The sequence below is a fragment of the Xenococcus sp. PCC 7305 genome (assembly GCF_000332055.1).
Lineage (GTDB): Bacteria > Cyanobacteriota > Cyanobacteriia > Cyanobacteriales > Xenococcaceae > Xenococcus.
The window spans coordinates 1-17040 of the sequence record NZ_ALVZ01000147.1; the positions used below are offsets into that span (position 1 = coordinate 1).

Below are 17040 nucleotides of genomic sequence, written 5' to 3' on the forward strand. Positions count from 1 at the left end.
TACTTCTAACTTATCCCTTTAGGTTGAATTCCTCCACTTCTTTAAGTGGAACAGGGCATAGTGGTGAGTCTAATTCTCCCACTATGCCAGTTACCTTCTGCCTTCATTCTTCTGCCTTCGTTTTAATAAGCCAATGTGGCTGAGTTCAGGGGGGAACAAGATAAGTGATGACTCTATGAGCTACCTCAAAGACAGAACTAAAAATTGATGTCAGAGTAAGAGTAATCGAGTGTTGACTAGGGTTTTTATTAATCAAAAACAACAAATTAACAGCAAAGGAGCAGGGCTCGCACCCAGTCATAAACTACGCTCAGCAAATTCTCAAAAAAATTAATTTGATTGCAAGGAGATCATCGATTATGTTTTGTGAACAATGTGAACAAACGGCTAGTGGCAATGGCTGTCATCAATGGGGTGCCTGCGGTAAAAGTCCTCAAGTTAATGCAGTTCAGGATTTATTAGTTTATTGCTTGCGAGGACTGGCTCCTGTAATACTTCGCGCTAAGGAGTTGGGAATTGATACCAGAGACTGCGATCGCTTTTCCTGTGAGTCTCTCTTCGCAACAATGACTAATGTCAACTTTGACCAAAAACGATTTACGAAATATATCAAAAAAGCGATCGCGCTACGGGAAGAGTTAAAAACCCAAATCCAGCAAGCCACAAATACTCCCATTACTTGGTCAGCAATAGCGAATTATGAACCAGATTACAATGAAAGTTTAGTTGAGCAGGGACAAAATTATAATTTGGAGTTAATTAGCACTTCAGGAGCAAATGTGGACATCTTTTCCCTGAAGCTTACTGCTCTTTATGGCATTAAGGGTGCGGCTTCCTATGCTTTCCACGCTTATGAATTAGGACAAGAAGACGAGTCGGTATATCAATTCACTCAGCAAGTATTAGCTGCTATTGATAGTCAAGATTTAACTCTAGAAGATTGGGTTAATTTGGCTCTAGAAATCGGTAAATTTAACCTGCGGGCCATGGAATTAATCGATGCAGGACATACTGGTACTTACGGTCATCCTGTGCCGACTGCTGTGCCCCTCAATGTCAAACCAGGTAAAGCGATTTTAGTTTCAGGACATGATATCAAACAGCTAGAAGCCATACTGAGTCAAACTGTGGGTACTGGCATTACTGTCTATACTCACGGTGAATTATTACCGGCTCATGGCTATCCCAAACTCAAAGAAAAATATTCTCATTTTTACGGACATTTTGGGACTGCTTGGCAAAATCAAACCAAAGACTTTGCTAAATTCCCTGGCGCAGTTGTGATCACGACAAACTGCCTCATGCCTCCCCATGAACATTATGAAGAAAAACTCTTTACTCTAGGGCCAGTAGGTTATGCAGGCTTAAATTATCTCTCAGCTCAAGTCGATGGCAGCCTGGACTTTACTCCAGTGATTCAAAAAGCTCAAGAATTGCCAGGATTTAGCGAAGAATCAGAATATCGTCAGGTTACTACTGGTTTTGCCCGTAATGCTGTCTTGGGCGTAGCCGATAAGATTATTGATGCAGTCAAACAAGGTAAAATACGTCATTTTTTCCTAGTTGGTGGTTGTGATGGAGCAAAGCCAGATCGCAATTACTATGCTGAATTTGTCGATCAAGTTCCCGATGATTGCGTCGTCCTAACCCTCGCCTGTGGTAAGTTCCGCTTCTTCGATAAGGAGATGGGCAATATTGAAGGCATTCCTCGCTTGCTCGATGTGGGGCAGTGTAATGATGCATACTCGGCAATTCAAATTGCGATCGCATTGGCTAATGCCTTTGAGGTGGGAGTTAATGAAATTCCTTTATCAATGATAATTTCTTGGTATGAACAAAAAGCAGTAGCCATCCTACTAACGCTACTCCATTTAGGAATCAAAGATATTCGCTTAGGACCAACAATTCCGGCTTTTCTCTCAGCTAATGTTTTACAACTTTTATCGGAGAAATATAATCTGCAACCAATTACAACTCCCGAGGCCGATTTAGCAGCCTGTTTAGCTTAAATTAGGCTACTGACAATTGATAACTGTTCACTGATCACTGATAACTGATGACTGATTGCTGATTCATAGGCTATCGTGAAGACGAATAATTTGACAAAGAAGTCATCACCTAAATGCTGGCCCTAATTCTATCAGTACTATCAGTGTCGGTTGCCGTGGGCATGAGGACTGCCTTACCGTTATTGGTCGTTAGTCTGTTTTATACCCAAAAATTGGAATTATGGTCTGAAGTCCCGATCCTCAATCATCTTGATCCGCGTCTTATCTTAGCTGTTTCAATTTCTTGGTCAATATTAGAATTAATCTTTTCCAAAAAACTTTTGGGGCAAAGAAGTCTGCAAATTGTCCAATTATTGTTTAGTCCTCTTATTGGTGCGGTAGTTGCGATCGCAGTAATCCATCTCACTCAAGCAGACTTCACCCCCCTGTGGCTGATCGGAGTTATCGGTGCAGTTGTCGCCCTAGTTGTTACTCTCGTCAAAGCAGGCTGGTTTTTCCGCCTTCGAGGTCTCCCGATTTGGGTAACTATCATCGAAGACTTTCTTTGCGTTTGTTTAATCTTTTCTGCTTTTAATGCCCCCAAAGAAGGGGGAATTATTGCTCTGTTATTAATCTGGCTTGCCCTTCGAAGCTCTAACCTTTGGCGAGAATGGTATTTGAAAGGCAAGAAACAAAGTAAGGTCTAAGGTTAATAGTTAAAGCAATCCTACTAAATGCAGAGGTCCATTACCACTAATCAACTCTAGTAATAAGGCAAAGAACCCTAGCATTGCCAGACGTCCATTCCAAACTTCAGCCGCTGTTGTCATCCCCCATTGCCATTTCTCTTGAGGATACATTTTCATGTTTTCCTTGGGATGGGTAACTTCCCCAAAAGAACAGGGAGGAGATTGCAAAGCATCAACCGTTAAATTAGCCAAAGCATCAATAAATCCAGGATGGGTATTTAAGGCAGGAACTCTCTGGAAATTGTCGATCCCGGATTCTTCGGCAATTTCTCGATATTCAATATCAATTTCTTGCAAAGTTTCGATATGCTCTGAAACAAAACTAATCGGCACCACCGCAAGATCATCAACACCTTTTTCCCCCAGCTCTTCTAAGGCATCTTCGGTATAGGGCTGCAACCATTCCACAGGCCCCACACGACTTTGATAGGCTAGAGTATATTCGTTTTTCCGCCCCAAAGTTTGCATAATCAAACGAGCGCATTCTTGGATTTCTTTTTGGTAGGGATCTCCCGCTTCTTCTACATAGCTAACAGGAACGCCGTGAGCACTAAAAAACACTTGAACTCCATCAGGACTATCAAATTTATCTAATTCCTGGGCAATCAAGTCGGCCATCGAAGTTAAGTAGCCTTTATTATTGTACCAAGAAGGGATTAAAGTATATTTGATTTTCTGTAAATCTGGATCTTGCTCCCACATCTCTTCGAGCACACGGAAACTAGAGCCACTAGTACTAATGGAGAATTGGGGGTAAAGAGGTAGAATAACTAATTCTTCTATACCATCTTTCTTGATTTGGGCGATCGCTTCTTCAGTGAAAGGATTCCAATAACGCATGCCAATATAAACCTTGGCATCTTGTCCCAACTCCGTTAACTTCGCTTGCAAAGCCTGGGCTTGCTCTTCAGTAATTCTTCTGAGAGGTGAACCTCCCCCAATTTCCAAATAGTTATCTTGGGATTTTTTCGCTCTTAGGGTCGAAATCAGCCAAGCCAACGGTTTTTGAAATGCTTTGACTGGCAATCGAATAATCTCTGGATCAGAGAAGAGATTATACAAAAATGGACGGACATCTTCTACCTTGTCCGGCCCGCCTAAATTCAGCAATAGAACCCCAGTACGCCCCATAATCTTATACGTTATATTTATTCTTTAGTTTCTTTAACAATTTTAACAATATATCTTAACAGTCTGTTTCCCATTGTTACAAGATACAGAAATTAATGAAGGAGATAACCAGTTGGCAACATTTCTTAGACCCCTAAGTTACAAGTATCAAATAATCTATGACACCATTTCCCGAACCGCTGCCCTCTCTGTGGGAGGGGAAGCAAGATTCCGTCAGTTAGCTCTACAAGAATTAGAAATTTCCTCTGAGACAAGTATCTTAGATCTTTGTTGTGGCGCAGGTCAAACCACAAAATTTCTAGTTGCCAAAAGCAATCAAGTGACAGGTTTAGATATCTCTCCCGTTGCTTTGGCCAGGGCAAAGCAAAAAGTGCCCCAAGCAAAATATGTTGAAGGTTTAGCTCAAAATATCCCACTGCCGGACCGGCAATTTGATCTTGTCCATACAAGTTCAGCACTCCATGAAATGACGACAAAAGAGTTGGCGCAAATTTTGCAAGAAGTGCATCGAGTGTTGAAACCAGGAGGAATCTTTACACTAGTTGATTTCCATCCTCCGACCAATGTTTTATTTTGGTTTCCTGTGGTAGTTTTTATGTGGCTATTTGAAACTGAGACAGCTTGGCAATTATTGAAAACCGATTTAGCCACAAAATTAACGGAAAATGGGTTTGGGATTGTCAGGCAACGCTTGTATGCTGGTGGCAGCTTACAAGTTATCCAAGCAGTTTGTAATTCCTAATTTTTCCCCATTCGAGGACAAGCAATTTTCAAAAATGTCTAAAAGAATCTTGTTGCAACCTGATTTAGTTTTGGGTGGCACAATTACCCGTTTAACACCCGATACGGTCGCACGACATAACCTCAAAGGTTTAATTCTCGATGTCGATGAGACTTTGGTTTCTATAACCACGCCTCAGGTTTCTTTTGAGCTGAAGCAATGGACAATTGCTATGAAGCAGATCGCCAAGATTTGGCTTGTAAGTAACAACCTTAGTAAAAGTCGGATCAGCGCGATCGCAAATGAATTGGATTTACCCTATTTTCTGGGAGCCAAAAAACCTTCTCGGAAAAAACTCAGACAAGCGGCAGAACAGATGGAGCTCCCTGTGGCACAAGTTGCCATGGTTGGCGATCGCCTGTTTACTGATGTCCTAGCGGGTAATCGCTTGGGAATGTTTACCATTTTGGTTGAGCCAATGGCCGACCCGGCGATCCTGAATCCTAACCATTCGATTCGTAATTTCGAGGTTTGGATTTCTCAAAAACTAGGTGTGTCTTTGGCAACCCAACAGCATAATGTTACAAATCAAAATAATTCGTAGGTTTGCGAAATATAAAGAAAACATTACGAAACAGAGGTCATGGCAAAATATTTGAGACCATTAGTAGTAATAATAAATGAGGTCAGCAGATATAAAGACCTTAAACATAACTAAACAAAATATACTGTCAAAGGCGTCGTGCTCCAACAATTAGGTTCACCGGCGCCTTTGTATTAGGTTGGGATTAAAGCATTAAATTTTACAGTGGAAATAACTTTTTTAGGAACGAGTTCTGGAGTACCGACGCGATCGCGTAATGTCTCAAGTGTCGCTTTAAGACTGCCGCAGCGAGCTGAAATTTGGTTATTTGATTGCGGCGAGGGCACTCAACATCAACTATTGCGCAGTGAACTAAAATCCTCCCAAATTAGAAGAATTTTTGTCACCCATATGCATGGCGATCATACGTTTGGCCTTATGGGGGCGATCGCTAGCAGTGGGCTAGCAGGGAATGCACAAAGCATTGATATCTATGGCCCGCCTGGGTTGGCAGACTATCTTCATAATTGCGCCAAATACTCCTATATGAATATCGGGTCGCGATTGCAAATTCACACGGTAAGTCCAGGATTGGTTTATGAGGATCAAGAATTTACCGTTAGTTGTAAACTACTCAAGCATCGAGTTCCTGCCTATGGTTATCGCATCACAGAAAAAGATCGTCCAGGCAAATTTAATATCAAAAAAGCCAAAGCCTTGGGTATTCCCTCAGGCCCCATTTACGGCAAACTAAAGCAAGGTGCCACCATTACCTTAGAAGATGGACGCCAAATTAACGGTCAAGAACTCTGTGATGAGCCAGAAATTGGTCGCAAGGTAATTTATTGTACCGATACGGTATTTTGTGATGCTGCTGTGGAATTAGCCCAAGATGGTGATGTCTTAATCCATGAAGCAACTTTTGCCCATCAAGATGCAGGACTAGCTTTTGACCGTTTACATTCTACTTCAACTATGGCGGCTCAAGTTGCTCTGCTAGCGGGGGTAAAGCAGTTGATAATGACTCATTTTAGCCCGAGATATGCCCCGGGGAATACTTTGCAATTAGATGACCTGAAACGGGAAGCCCGAGCCATTTTCCCCAATACCAAATTGGCCTATGACTTTTATACTTATGCAGTTCCAAGGAGGAGATAGGGGAGGCAGAGGAAAAGATATTTTTACTTGAATTTAGCGGCTGGACAATCGTTAATAGAGTTTAAATAAGCTCTAGTTTGTTCTCCCCAAGCAGCAGAATTGTACCAGCGACTTAGCCAAAAATTAGCTTGGTTAAAAATTTCAGAAGTAGCAGCTATTTGACAGAGATTATTAATGCCATCAAGCACCCGATTTTCTTTACCCAACTGTAAAGCATTCAAAACGATCAACTTATCCAGTTGACTTTGGCAGGAATCGGGAAATTGCTCTGGTGATTGTTGTTGCTCCTGTGCCAGACGAAGTCTCAAGGCTTCTTGACGAGCAAGCTCTTTGGGAATCGAAGCAGTACAAAGATTTGACACAGAAGAGGATGAAGACTCAATCCCATTATTTTCTTGGCCGAGTTTATATTGTGAATTATTGAAGACAATTACTAGAGGTGCAACGACTAGCAATCCTAGTGCGATCGCAAGAGCTGCCATTTGGGCAAGTGGTTCATTTCTCAAGTTATTTGCCATAGCAATTTGTTGATTGTTTGGCGCGATTTTCTCAATTTTATCGGATGTTCTTGGTAATTTTTTTTCTTGGTTAGATAATTGAAGAGTAACCCAGTCTGAATTAAAGATTAATTTATAAAGAAGATTTGCTATTTTTAATTTATCTCCTTGTTTAGTTATTATTCCTAAATTAATCAATTCCTGTTGCTCTTTACTTTGATCTGCCCTAATATCTTTCTGTTGTCGGATCTGGAGATATTTCTTTAACAAGTTCTCAGGGGGACAAGCTGTATTGTGTAATAAATAATATTGAATCGTTTTTAAATATCCTTCAAGTTCTTGACATTCCCAATTATCGATAATATTTTCCTTTACTATTCTTGAAATAAATACCTTTTCGGTGCCCTCAGGAATAAAATGCTGATGATCTAAGATAATTCGACAAATCTCTCTGGTCAAAAAAGGATGACCGTCTGTCCAATAAAAAACTGCTTCCAGAAGAGAATAAGGCGAAGCAGCTATTTTTTCTAAATGAAGCGATTTAATGATTGCTTGTTGGGAAGGTAATAATAATTGACCTTTATCTTTGGTTTTGTCTAAAAAATCTAGAAAAAAGTTAAGGGTTTTTTTTCTAAGCCAATTTTTCTCTAAAATTAATTCTCCAAACAGCAGGTTTTTCTGTTTTTGCTCTTCAAGTATAATTTCAATCTGCCTTGCATTAATTAAAGATGCTTGTTGAAGATAGTATCCTAAAGGTTTAGTTTTTGGTCTCTGAGGTAATTGAGGTAATTGATCGGCAAAAAAATCGACGGTTTTTTGTTTGATGATTCCCTGCGATACCAAAATTTTCCCAAACTTAACTTGTTTATTTTTAGATTGAATATCTAAAGCAGTACGAATTTGAAAATTGGAAATTAATCCAGCCCGCTCTAAAGCTTTCCCAAGCGGTTTGATAACTACATTTTCCATCAACTCAAAAAATTGTTTTTCTCTGTTTATTCTACATTTTGTAGTGCGACTTAAAAAACTATGTTACTTTATTCGTAATACTTTGAAAAATCTTCAAAAACAGAGGTTTTATTTGTTGAGTGTTAGGTTTTGGGTAAATCTCAAAAAATGATAAATTATATTCGCAAATAGGTACTTAAAAAGAGCCAAATGCTTTGCTCTCACAATATTTTCTGGATTTAAATCAAAATGTGAATTGTTCAACCTAATACCTAAAACCTAATACCTAACACCATTCTTTACTAGATCATAAAACTACCAAGTCGTGTAAAAAGATGCTTTGTATCGGACATCGAGGAGCAATGGGATATGAACCAGAAAATACTTTATTATCGATCGCCAAAGCTCTAACGTTGAAAGTCGATTGGATTGAAATAGATGTTTACAATGTAGAAAATAACTTAATTGTTTTTCACGATCGCGATTTATCAAGAACTACTAATGGAACAGGAAATATTTGCGATCGCTCTTTTGACTATTTACGAACCCTTGATGCGGGTCAAGGACAACAAATCCCTACCTTAATAGAGGTCTGCGATCTAGTTAATCGAAGATGTGGCATTAATATCGAGCTGAAGGGCATTGATACCGCAGGCTTGGTAGTTAAATTAATTCAAGAATATATTGAGCAAGGATGGCAATACCAAGATTTTTTGGTCTCTTCTTTTAATCATTACGAACTAAAAAAAGTCAAAGATGCTTGTCCGCAAATCGTGATCGGAATTATCATTTATGGTTTGCCTTTAAATTATCTCGAAATTGCCGCAGAATTACAGGCAGTGGCTGTTATCATGTCCTGTGATTTTGTGACCAAAGAAATAGTAGCAAATATACAAAATAGAGAGTTTAAGGCTTTTGTTTATACTGTTAACAAGCCAGAGGATATAAATAATATGAAATTGTTAAATGTTGATGGCATATTTTGTAACTATCCTGATCGGTGTTTTGGGTAATTGGGTTAGGACATTGGTAAACTCCCAAGCCTATGATTGATCACTTGTAAGTATTTATTTTATTTAAATGCGATCTCTATCTCCAGAAAAAGCAATTTTTAATGCGAATTTTTAGTATCAGCCTCGATGATTCCGATATTTCGCAGGTCAATTTGAATTCTTGATGTTTTTGAAACCCCTATTATAGATAGTACTCACCGTTCGCTTATTTTTAAATTGAATTATCAATTAAATTGCTATTTAATGGAGCCAAAATCTATCTGTGCATGACGTATAGCCGTTTGATTGGATAATGAAGGAGCATTCCAGCGATTGCATTAAAATATTTTCGCGGTCTCGCTGCGCGAGTGCGAAGCAACGCGAAAATAACGGAGTAATCAGGAGTTAAAAGCTTTTGTGTTCGTGATTGCATTCCGTAGCTTAATTACCACTGTCACCCTGAAGCCCTTATTCTGCAGGACTTTTCGCCATTGTAATCATAATAATTATGAATGCCTCAGAAAAATGAGCGAACCGACAGATAGGACTCATAGCAAAACAAATTATATTACATATTTCTTTGTCTAGATAATGAATTGCTCTATCTTCAAATAGTAATACACTCATAATGGTTTCTATCTAGCTAGAGATCGCCGTCAAAAGGACAAAATACTAAAATTAAGACGATCATAAACCTTTAAAAAGATTCACAAGATACAACACTAAAACACACAATAAGCAACTTTCCTCCATTGTTATTTTCCCTATTTGGATTGACAGATGATGTATATAAAGAGGAAAAAATTTATGTTACAGAGAATTAGGAAGATTTTGCGGATCTGACGATTTATCTCTTTCAAGTTTTTCTATATATTCTCTATTATCAGGTTCAACAGTTTTCCAGTTTCCTTTGCTGAGTTTGGCTTTATATATGGCTTTTCTCCAATTATGTGCTGATTTGATTTGCTTAGATGTAAGGTTTACGGATTTAGTGAAGATGGCTCCGTTTAAGTCAGCTTCTTTCAAGTTTGCTCCATTCAGATCTGCTCTATTCAGGTCCGATCCATTCAAATAGACTCCACTGAGATTCGCTTTGTTTAGTTTCGCTTCCTTGAGATTCGCCTCGATAAGATATGCTTTATTGAGATTGGCCTCAATTAGGGAAGCTTTATTGAGGTTGGCTTTGCTGAGATTGGCCTTTCTAAGATAGGTTCTGTCGAGGTGAACTTCCTTGAGATTGGCTTCTTTGAGATTAGCAAAATTGAAGTCTGCTTCTTCAAGGTGGGCTCCTTCAAGGTGAGCCCCTTCAAGATTAGCTTCAATAAAATAAGCTTCCTTGAGATATGCTCCTTCAAGGCAGGATTCTTTGAGATTAGCTCCCTTAAGATAAGTTCCTTCGAGGCGGGCCCCTTCGAGGTTGGCTCGTTCAAGGTGGGCCCCGTTGAGATAAGCTTCATTGAGGTATGCGTCTTTAAGATAAGCTTCTTCAAGGTGGGCTTCTTCAAGGTGGGCTTCTTCAAGGTGGGCTTCTTCAAGGTGGGCTCCTTTGAGATTGGCTCCTTTGAGATTGGCTCCTTCAAGGTGAGCTCCTTTGAGATAAGCTCCTTCAAGGTGAGCTTCTTTGAGATTGGCTCCTTCAAGGTGAGCTCCTTTGAGATTGGCTCCTGTGAGATTAACTCCTTCAAGGTAAGCCCCTCCGAGATTGGCTCCTGTGAGATTAACTTCTGTGAGATTGACTCTGTTAAGGTGTGCTTTTTTGAGGTGGGCTCCTTTGAGATTAGCTCCTTCGAGGTTGGCCTCTTCGAGATGTGCCTCTTCGAGATTAGCTTCTTCGAGATGGGCTCCTTCGAGGTTAATTCTTTCTAGATGCGCTTCTTTGAAATTGATTTTCTGTAGATTGGCTTCTTTCAAGTTAGCATTTTGCAAAATAAATTTACTGAGCTCAGTATCGTATAAAAAATATAGAATTCTTTCCTGACGTTTATTATCACCTTCTAATCTTCTTAAAATTGTTGTTGTTTTGATCCTTGCTATATCACGCACAGGATTATCTTTATTTGGAGAATTTAATTGGTTATTTGGAAATAGTTCATCTCTATGTGTTGAGTTTAGTAGTAGTTGGGCTATCCCGTCTAGATAAACTTGTATAGCCTCCTCTAATGACTTATTCTTTGCTATTTCTTGTTCAAGCTTAGCTTGTTTCTCAACCCTTTTTTTGTCTCTATTTTGAAACTGATATCCGAAAACAGCTATCAAAATGGGAACAGCACCTAACTCTAACCAGTCCCAAAGTGTTTTTCCAGTTTGAGGCTTTATAGTTCTAGTCACTAATTTTTCTTTGTTTTTGTTTTCTTCTATGGTTTTTTCTATTGTAGTAATTTCAAAAAAAACCACTCCATTTAGCCTTGGATAAAACTCCCACAGTAATTGTAGAACCTAAAACAACTATTACTATAAGTAAAAGCAAATTATCAATCAATGCTGAAAAGTAATTTTTTTGCTTCTTATGATCGTTCATTTCCTACTATTTAAGTACTTATTGAATTCGTATTACATTTCCTGACATTCAAAGTCAAAATGAGGGTCTTCCAAATCAAGGTGTTCTACTTTACAACCGTAATTTGTATTTCCTGAGTGACCCACTCAGTCTCCGGTTCAGCCTCGTAAACCATCGCGCGAGTTTTCTCAGGAGGATTGTTCATATCACTACCGATCGCACTCAAAAGTTCATTCAAAGGATTGATCTTGATAGATTGACCTCTAGTTCTGGTAGCTTCCGCTTTCTCTTGCAATTCTTGGTTGAGATTTCCTCTAGATTCAGGTTTTTGATCCAGAGAAGGTAAAATCAACCATTGGAAATTTGCTAATCCTTTGGTCGCGAATATTTTTAAAGTTTCTGTTGTTTGTTGATAATTTTCTGGTAGTTGAAAACGCAGTTTCGTATAGGCTTCTTGACCTGGATCTAAAGGCACAAAAGAAGCAAATTCTCCTTGAATCGGAACTTGCGAAATCTCCCAAGTCGGTTCGAGATCTAAGACTGCAACATTGAGAGTTTGCTCATAGTTATTTTTAATTTTTAAATAGGAAATTTCCTTGGGCTTGAGAGCTACATTTTGCGGATCAGAGAAGGGTTTTTTATTGCGATCGCATAACCCAAATTCTAGATAATCTGTCAAATCAGAAGCGGGATTATCCAAAGCTTGCACCGACTGATATTTGGCTAAATGAACCAATCGCTCTACTACTTTTTGCGGAGCTGCTGGATCTGCGATACTCAGAGCCGGACGAAGATTTTTAATTGGCATCCCAATACAGATTTCGTAGCTGCCATCTCGCGCCACTGCCACTTGAAAATGCCCTTCTTCACCATCTCCCACTTCCACTACCCAACCATTGCCTGCTAAAGCTTGACGCAGTTTCTCCAGCGCTGCATTTTGTTGCTCTACCAACTCAGCTGGTAAATCCTGTTCCTTGTCTCCTGCTTGTTTCTCAGCAAATAATCGCACTTTGCGAATCAAATCCACAGGAGCTGCTACCATCACAGCTGAAGCCCCCGGCTCGATTTTACCTTTAACTTCAATGCCACCAGCAGCTACGTCTAAAACTAATGCAGTTGCTTTATCGGCCTCAATCTCGTCCGCCAGTTCTGCGATCGCAATTTGCTGCGTCTTATCAGAAAAATCACTGACCTCAACAGGATAAATCCCAAAGCGAGTTCCCCTAGTCAAACCTGCGGCTAATCCCGCATCCAAGGTTATTGTCGTGCCATCTTCGGCTGCATCGATGACAACTACCGTATAGGGTTTATATTCTCGTTGATCGCCAAAAACTAGGCGATCGCCATCTCCGAGTAACATCGGCAACTGTTGGGGAAATTTACTTTGAATCATTCCCTTAATCCGATTATATAGAGACTTATAGGTGAGAACAGAAGTGCTGCTGGTTAGAGTATCGATCATCCAGTAAGTCAAAGCACCGTGGCGTTCTCCACCATTAACTGCATATTCATAGGCAAATTCTGTCGGACGACAAGCGGCCAAGAAAATATAATCATTGGCATTGGGTAGCCAGCCAGCAGAAGATTCAGGATTGTTTTGAGTTAAGTTACGCCAATTATTCAGTAACTCATCACGAGATGCCACCAAACTATCTTGACTGCGGGGTGTACTATCAACCAAATTATTCTTATTGCCTCGAATTGCACAATCTCCTCTCGTTGCTCCTCCCGAATGGCAACTATCAAAAATTACTGTCACCAGGCAGCCTTTATTCGTCAGACGTTTGAGCAAGGTAGCAATTTCGACATCCCGTAGATAACGACCATCAGAACTGCCAAGATCCATCGGCACAATTCCTTCATCCTTGCGTTGTGACCCTTCCAGCTCAGGATAAATAGTAACAGCGCGGCCACCATGACCAGCATAGTGAATATATACTTGCTCTCCCGATTGGGCTTGATTGGTTATTTCGGCAAAAGCCTTGATGATATTTTCATAGGTTGGTTTGGCTTCTCGAAATCTAGAAGCTGGCAACCTTATTGTTTTTTTATATGGAGAAGTTAATTTCCAAATATGCTTCTTGGGAACTTTGAGACCTTTGTTAACATAATTGGCTACGAGGTCAATATCTCTCGCACAACCTTGAAGATCTTCATAATATGGGTTGGCTTCATAGCGATCTATTCCTATCAATAAAGCATAAAAGTTAGTGTTAGTACTATTTGACTCGTTCATAATTATTTACTGTTCTGGTCTTCTCTACTTCATTAATTCAGAGAACAAGCAAATTTTTATGCAAAATAATATCTTTCGTAATATTTTCTGACAGGAATACTATTTTATCAAGTCCTCGTGAATCGCTGTGCAGAAGCAAAAAGAAAACAGAGTGGTTTCCCAACCCTCTGCCTTCTGCCCTCTGCCTTGACGTGCAGCTAATCCTTTAGGGCTGCCCTCATTTAACCAAAGCGACCACTAACATATTCCATCGTGGCTTCTTCTTTGGGATTTTGGAAAATGACCTCTGTGCGATCGCATTCTGCCAAATAACCTTGACGATTACCACCCTCAGTCAGCTTCACATTAAAGAAAGCAGTCCGATCAGCAACCCGTGATGCCTGCTGCATATTATGAGTCACAATAACGATCGTATATTGTTTCTTGAGCTCATGAATCAACTCTTCCACTTTGAGAGTAGAAATCGGATCAAGAGCCGAACAAGGTTCATCCATTAAAACCACATCGGGTTGAAGTGCGATCGTGCGAGCAATACAGAGTCGTTGTTGTTGCCCCCCAGAAAGAGCCAATCCGCTTTGTTTTAGTTTGTCTTTTACTTCATCCCAAAGTGCCGCTTTTCTCAAAGAGTTCTCTACCAACTCATCCATGTCTCCTTTTAAACCATTAATTCTCGCACCAAAGGCAATATTCTCATAAATAGACTTGGGAAATGGATTAGGTCGCTGAAACACCATGCCGATTCTGCGTCGAACCTGCACAGGATCAACATCTTTGGCATAAAGATTATAATCACGATAGGTCACCAAACCTTCTAGCCGGAAAATGGGAATCAAATCATTGAGGCGATTGTAGCAACGTAACAAGGTACTTTTCCCACAACCAGAAGGGCCGATAAATGCTGTGACCTTATTTTTAATAATATCTAAATAAATACCTTTTAACGCCAAAAAGTCACCATAATAAACATTGACGTTTTCTGACTGGATAACTATTTCAGGTCGATCAGCAGCAATTTGATTAGAAGCCATAGAAACAATAACTTTTCTGATAAATAAACACTTATTTCTTTAACAAATACTAGAAACCAATAGTACCTTAATTTGATTGTACCTAAAAATGGTTATCGGAATGTTACTTTCTAAATTAAAAATTTTTTTAATTTTTTATTAACCTAAACTTAATTAAGCATTATTGATTTGTGAATTTCCTTTTAGAAGCCCAGTGCCGCTATGCGGGAAAAATAAGTAATGAGTAATAGGTAATAATAAGTAATACGTAATGAGTAATAGGTAATAATAAGTAATAAGGAATAAGTAATAGACAATAATAAGTATTAAGAAACAGACGAAGAGCCAAGCTTACAGAAGCTAGATGGTTACGCGATCGCGACTGCCAATGGCTCTTATTTCAAAACATCGTTATCATGCCCGAGATAAATGATAAATAAATTTTTTCCGTAAATTCAGAAAAATACTCTAAAAGTCATTTTCGTCATCTTCATCTACATTTTCGACTTTAACTGTCAAAGAGTCATCATAAATAGAGGCAATTTCCGATGTAGCATTAATTCCATTGGGGCCAAAGATTAAGTTATAACCCCAAGGTGTCAAATCATCAACTGAATCGGCTTCCCAATGAGTGCCAATTTTCCACTCCTGATCATCCCAAGCCCAAGCATAATAACCAACTTTGTGATCTTCAGCTTCAGCCATAATAAACTCATCTTCAATTGCCGATCCACAGGGATCATGGCTATGACTAAATTCACCAACAATCATCGGTAAACCCTTTCTTTCGATTGAATCAAAAGCCTCGGCTATTTTTCTTTGATCTGTTCCTTCACCACAATAAAAATGAATACTAAAGACAATATTCTTTTGGGGATCGTGATTATAAATCTCTTGACCATATTTAGTAACCAAAGTGTAGTCTTTGGCATGGGAGAAGGGATTGATAACTAATGTATTATTAATGCCAGCATCTCTGATGCGAGTAATAGCTTCTTTATAAACTTTGGGAAATTTTTTTCTGGTAGATCCCTGAGCCAAATGCCAATCACCAAATTCATTCGCAATATTAATGATTAGGGAATCTTCGTATTTTTCCCATAAATGAGCTCGATCGCTCCACCATTTGACTCCGTATTTTAATAATTCTTCCGGATCATTTCGGCCTGTAAAGTCATGAAGTTCAACCATAGGAATCATCTTATTTGCTATGGTTGTCTGGATAATCTGCTCTAGAAGAGCATCATCAGTAAGATTGCCCTTGCCATTGGCTATGATTGCCAAATCGGTGTCAACCTCCCAAACAATTCTGACTGAGTTAAATCCAAAGCCCGCAATATTGTCAAGAGCATCAAGGGCAGGGGTTTCACCCCAACTGTCATACCAAACATGTCTATTATTAACCCCACGAGCAATAAACTCATTGCCATTAGCGTCATAGATTTTGCCATCAAGGGTGAAAAATCCCGTGGATTTATTGTAGCTTGGTCGAGTTATCTCCCCATTATCAGTGGCTGCGATAGAGGTTGGATTAGGACTAGGAGTCTTCGTCTGGTCAGAATTAATTGCGGAGCTATTTGTGGCTTTACAAGCACTAAGAACACTTATAATAAGAACAGAAAATAATATTGGTAGGGTCAGGAATTTTATCTTCATACCAGGTTCCGCTAAAGACAATGATGAACAATTTTAGGCTGACAAACTTAGACGTTTAAATTCAGCAAAAACATTTTTTTATATATCTTATTATTATTAGGTAAATTTGCTGAGAAATATTCAGGTTTTCTGGCAGTGAAGCAAATATTATTCTGATTTTTAATAAAAATTATTAATTAGGAACAAATTGCGATCGCCAAATGCTAAGTCAATTCTACGCAACCAATTGTTTATATTGAAGTTAACGCAATAAATCTGCATCACCAGGCTGGGGCAGTCGAGGCCTGTTATTAGAGTTATTATTCGATGGGTTTGAAGAGTCGTTGGTTGTTTTTGGCACTTCCGAACTAGTGGGATTGTAAATACTCACTAAAGTATCTATCAATTGATTTCTTTGACTGCGAGATAGGTTATATATCACGGCGCGATCGCCTTCTAAAGGATGATTGCTTAAGGTTTTACTCCCAGGATAGCGATCATAAGAAATTGGCTCATTAGCTTCTAAATAGTCTGCGATGGTAAATTTCCAGTCCAATCTGAATTTAACAGGGCGACTTTTGACATATTGGTGATAGCGCACAAAGCGACTGATCAACGTATTATTAGTTGCAACTTCCCGAGTTTCTTGGCTCAAATATTGATTTTCTAAAGGAAGTTCAGGAATTAGTTGATAAACCTGTTCTGCCACAGAATTGGGTCGTAAACTTTGGGCAGAAACAGAAGACAATTGAACGTCCCTCAGGTTGCTGGCGAGCATAAACAATAATATCCCCAGAAAAAAAGTAATTACTTTTCTAATTAGCGAAACCCTTATTAGATTATGATCTTCTCGATACTTAGCACCCAACATGACTTATTTCCTAACAGAAAATCAACA

Annotated in this window: 13 protein-coding genes; 6 read left to right on the forward strand and 7 right to left on the reverse strand. The window is 39.2% G+C overall.

Annotation, left to right across the window (positions count from 1 at the left end; translation table 11 throughout):
• The first annotated feature begins 359 nt into the window (after nucleotides 1-359).
• Together hcp and XEN7305_RS08615 are read left to right on the forward strand one after the other, a co-directional pair.
• On the forward strand, nucleotides 360-2009 hold the full coding sequence (gene hcp / locus XEN7305_RS08610; RefSeq protein WP_006509008.1) for a hydroxylamine reductase: 1650 nt from the start codon (nucleotides 360-362) through the stop codon (nucleotides 2007-2009).
• Nucleotides 2010-2122: 113 nt separating this feature from the next.
• Nucleotides 2123-2695, forward strand: a complete 573-nt coding sequence (locus tag XEN7305_RS08615) for a DUF4126 domain-containing protein (RefSeq protein WP_006509009.1) — start codon at nucleotides 2123-2125, stop codon at nucleotides 2693-2695.
• 9 nt (nucleotides 2696-2704) lie between these two features.
• Here the strand turns inward: XEN7305_RS08615 and hemH are convergent, their stop codons facing one another.
• Nucleotides 2705-3868, reverse strand: a complete 1164-nt coding sequence (hemH, locus tag XEN7305_RS08620; RefSeq protein WP_006509010.1) for a ferrochelatase — start codon at nucleotides 3866-3868, stop codon at nucleotides 2705-2707.
• A gap of 112 nt (nucleotides 3869-3980) precedes the next feature.
• Between hemH and XEN7305_RS08625 the strand changes: the two genes are divergently transcribed.
• From XEN7305_RS08625 to XEN7305_RS08635, 3 genes are all read left to right on the forward strand, one after another.
• Complete coding sequence (locus XEN7305_RS08625; protein WP_040897194.1) at nucleotides 3981-4610, forward strand: class I SAM-dependent methyltransferase; 630 nt, start codon at nucleotides 3981-3983, stop codon at nucleotides 4608-4610.
• A 34-nt stretch (nucleotides 4611-4644) separates the two neighbouring features.
• Complete coding sequence (locus tag XEN7305_RS08630; RefSeq protein WP_006509012.1) at nucleotides 4645-5193, forward strand: YqeG family HAD IIIA-type phosphatase; 549 nt, start codon at nucleotides 4645-4647, stop codon at nucleotides 5191-5193.
• Between the two features lie 204 nt (nucleotides 5194-5397).
• Nucleotides 5398-6330: a ribonuclease Z gene (locus tag XEN7305_RS08635; RefSeq protein ID WP_006509013.1), complete on the forward strand. Its 933-nt coding sequence runs from the start codon at nucleotides 5398-5400 to the stop codon at nucleotides 6328-6330.
• Between the two features lie 23 nt (nucleotides 6331-6353).
• Here XEN7305_RS08635 and XEN7305_RS08640 read toward each other — a convergent pair whose 3' ends face one another.
• Nucleotides 6354-7796 (reverse strand): hypothetical protein, encoded by a 1443-nt coding sequence (locus XEN7305_RS08640; RefSeq protein ID WP_006509014.1) that lies wholly within the window; start codon nucleotides 7794-7796, stop codon nucleotides 6354-6356.
• A 314-nt stretch (nucleotides 7797-8110) separates the two neighbouring features.
• Here XEN7305_RS08640 and XEN7305_RS08645 point away from each other — a divergent pair, with 314 nt between their 5' ends.
• The gene (locus XEN7305_RS08645) at nucleotides 8111-8788 is read left to right on the forward strand and encodes a glycerophosphodiester phosphodiesterase family protein (RefSeq protein WP_006509015.1); all 678 of its coding nucleotides are present in this window, start codon (nucleotides 8111-8113) and stop codon (nucleotides 8786-8788) included.
• A gap of 789 nt (nucleotides 8789-9577) precedes the next feature.
• Here the strand turns inward: XEN7305_RS08645 and XEN7305_RS26540 are convergent.
• The 5 genes from XEN7305_RS26540 to XEN7305_RS08670 form a co-directional block, all read right to left on the reverse strand.
• Entirely contained in the window at nucleotides 9578-11095 is a 1518-nt protein-coding gene (locus tag XEN7305_RS26540; protein WP_158500391.1) for a pentapeptide repeat-containing protein, read from the reverse strand.
• Between the two features lie 275 nt (nucleotides 11096-11370).
• Entirely contained in the window at nucleotides 11371-13500 is a 2130-nt protein-coding gene (locus tag XEN7305_RS08655; protein ID WP_006509018.1) for a caspase family protein, read from the reverse strand.
• Nucleotides 13501-13721: 221 nt separating this feature from the next.
• A complete protein-coding gene (pstB, locus tag XEN7305_RS08660; RefSeq protein WP_006509019.1) occupies nucleotides 13722-14528 on the reverse strand; it encodes a phosphate ABC transporter ATP-binding protein PstB in 807 nt (268 codons plus the stop codon).
• A gap of 447 nt (nucleotides 14529-14975) precedes the next feature.
• Complete coding sequence (locus XEN7305_RS08665; protein ID WP_006509020.1) at nucleotides 14976-16163, reverse strand: cellulase family glycosylhydrolase; 1188 nt, start codon at nucleotides 16161-16163, stop codon at nucleotides 14976-14978.
• 241 nt (nucleotides 16164-16404) lie between these two features.
• On the reverse strand, nucleotides 16405-16920 hold the full coding sequence (locus XEN7305_RS08670) for a hypothetical protein (RefSeq protein WP_144053223.1): 516 nt from the start codon (nucleotides 16918-16920) through the stop codon (nucleotides 16405-16407).
• Nucleotides 16921-17040: the final 120 nt, after the last annotated feature.

Bases quoted from the DNA above. Each gene is read 5' to 3' on its own strand.
- pstB (WP_006509019.1), bottom strand. From the start codon at position 14,528: ATGGCTTCTAATCAAATTGCTGCTGATCGACCTGAAATAGTTATCCAG.
- XEN7305_RS08615 (WP_006509009.1), top strand. From the start codon at position 2,123: ATGCTGGCCCTAATTCTATCAGTACTATCAGTGTCGGTTGCCGTGGGC.
- XEN7305_RS08645 (WP_006509015.1), top strand. From the start codon at position 8,111: ATGCTTTGTATCGGACATCGAGGAGCAATGGGATATGAACCAGAAAAT.
- XEN7305_RS08630 (WP_006509012.1), top strand. From the start codon at position 4,645: ATGTCTAAAAGAATCTTGTTGCAACCTGATTTAGTTTTGGGTGGCACA.
- XEN7305_RS08670 (WP_144053223.1), bottom strand. From the start codon at position 16,920: ATGCTCGCCAGCAACCTGAGGGACGTTCAATTGTCTTCTGTTTCTGCC.
- XEN7305_RS08655 (WP_006509018.1), bottom strand. From the start codon at position 13,500: ATGAACGAGTCAAATAGTACTAACACTAACTTTTATGCTTTATTGATA.
- hcp (WP_006509008.1), top strand. From the start codon at position 360: ATGTTTTGTGAACAATGTGAACAAACGGCTAGTGGCAATGGCTGTCAT.
- XEN7305_RS08640 (WP_006509014.1), bottom strand. From the start codon at position 7,796: ATGGAAAATGTAGTTATCAAACCGCTTGGGAAAGCTTTAGAGCGGGCT.
- hemH (WP_006509010.1), bottom strand. From the start codon at position 3,868: ATGGGGCGTACTGGGGTTCTATTGCTGAATTTAGGCGGGCCGGACAAG.
- XEN7305_RS08665 (WP_006509020.1), bottom strand. From the start codon at position 16,163: ATGAAGATAAAATTCCTGACCCTACCAATATTATTTTCTGTTCTTATT.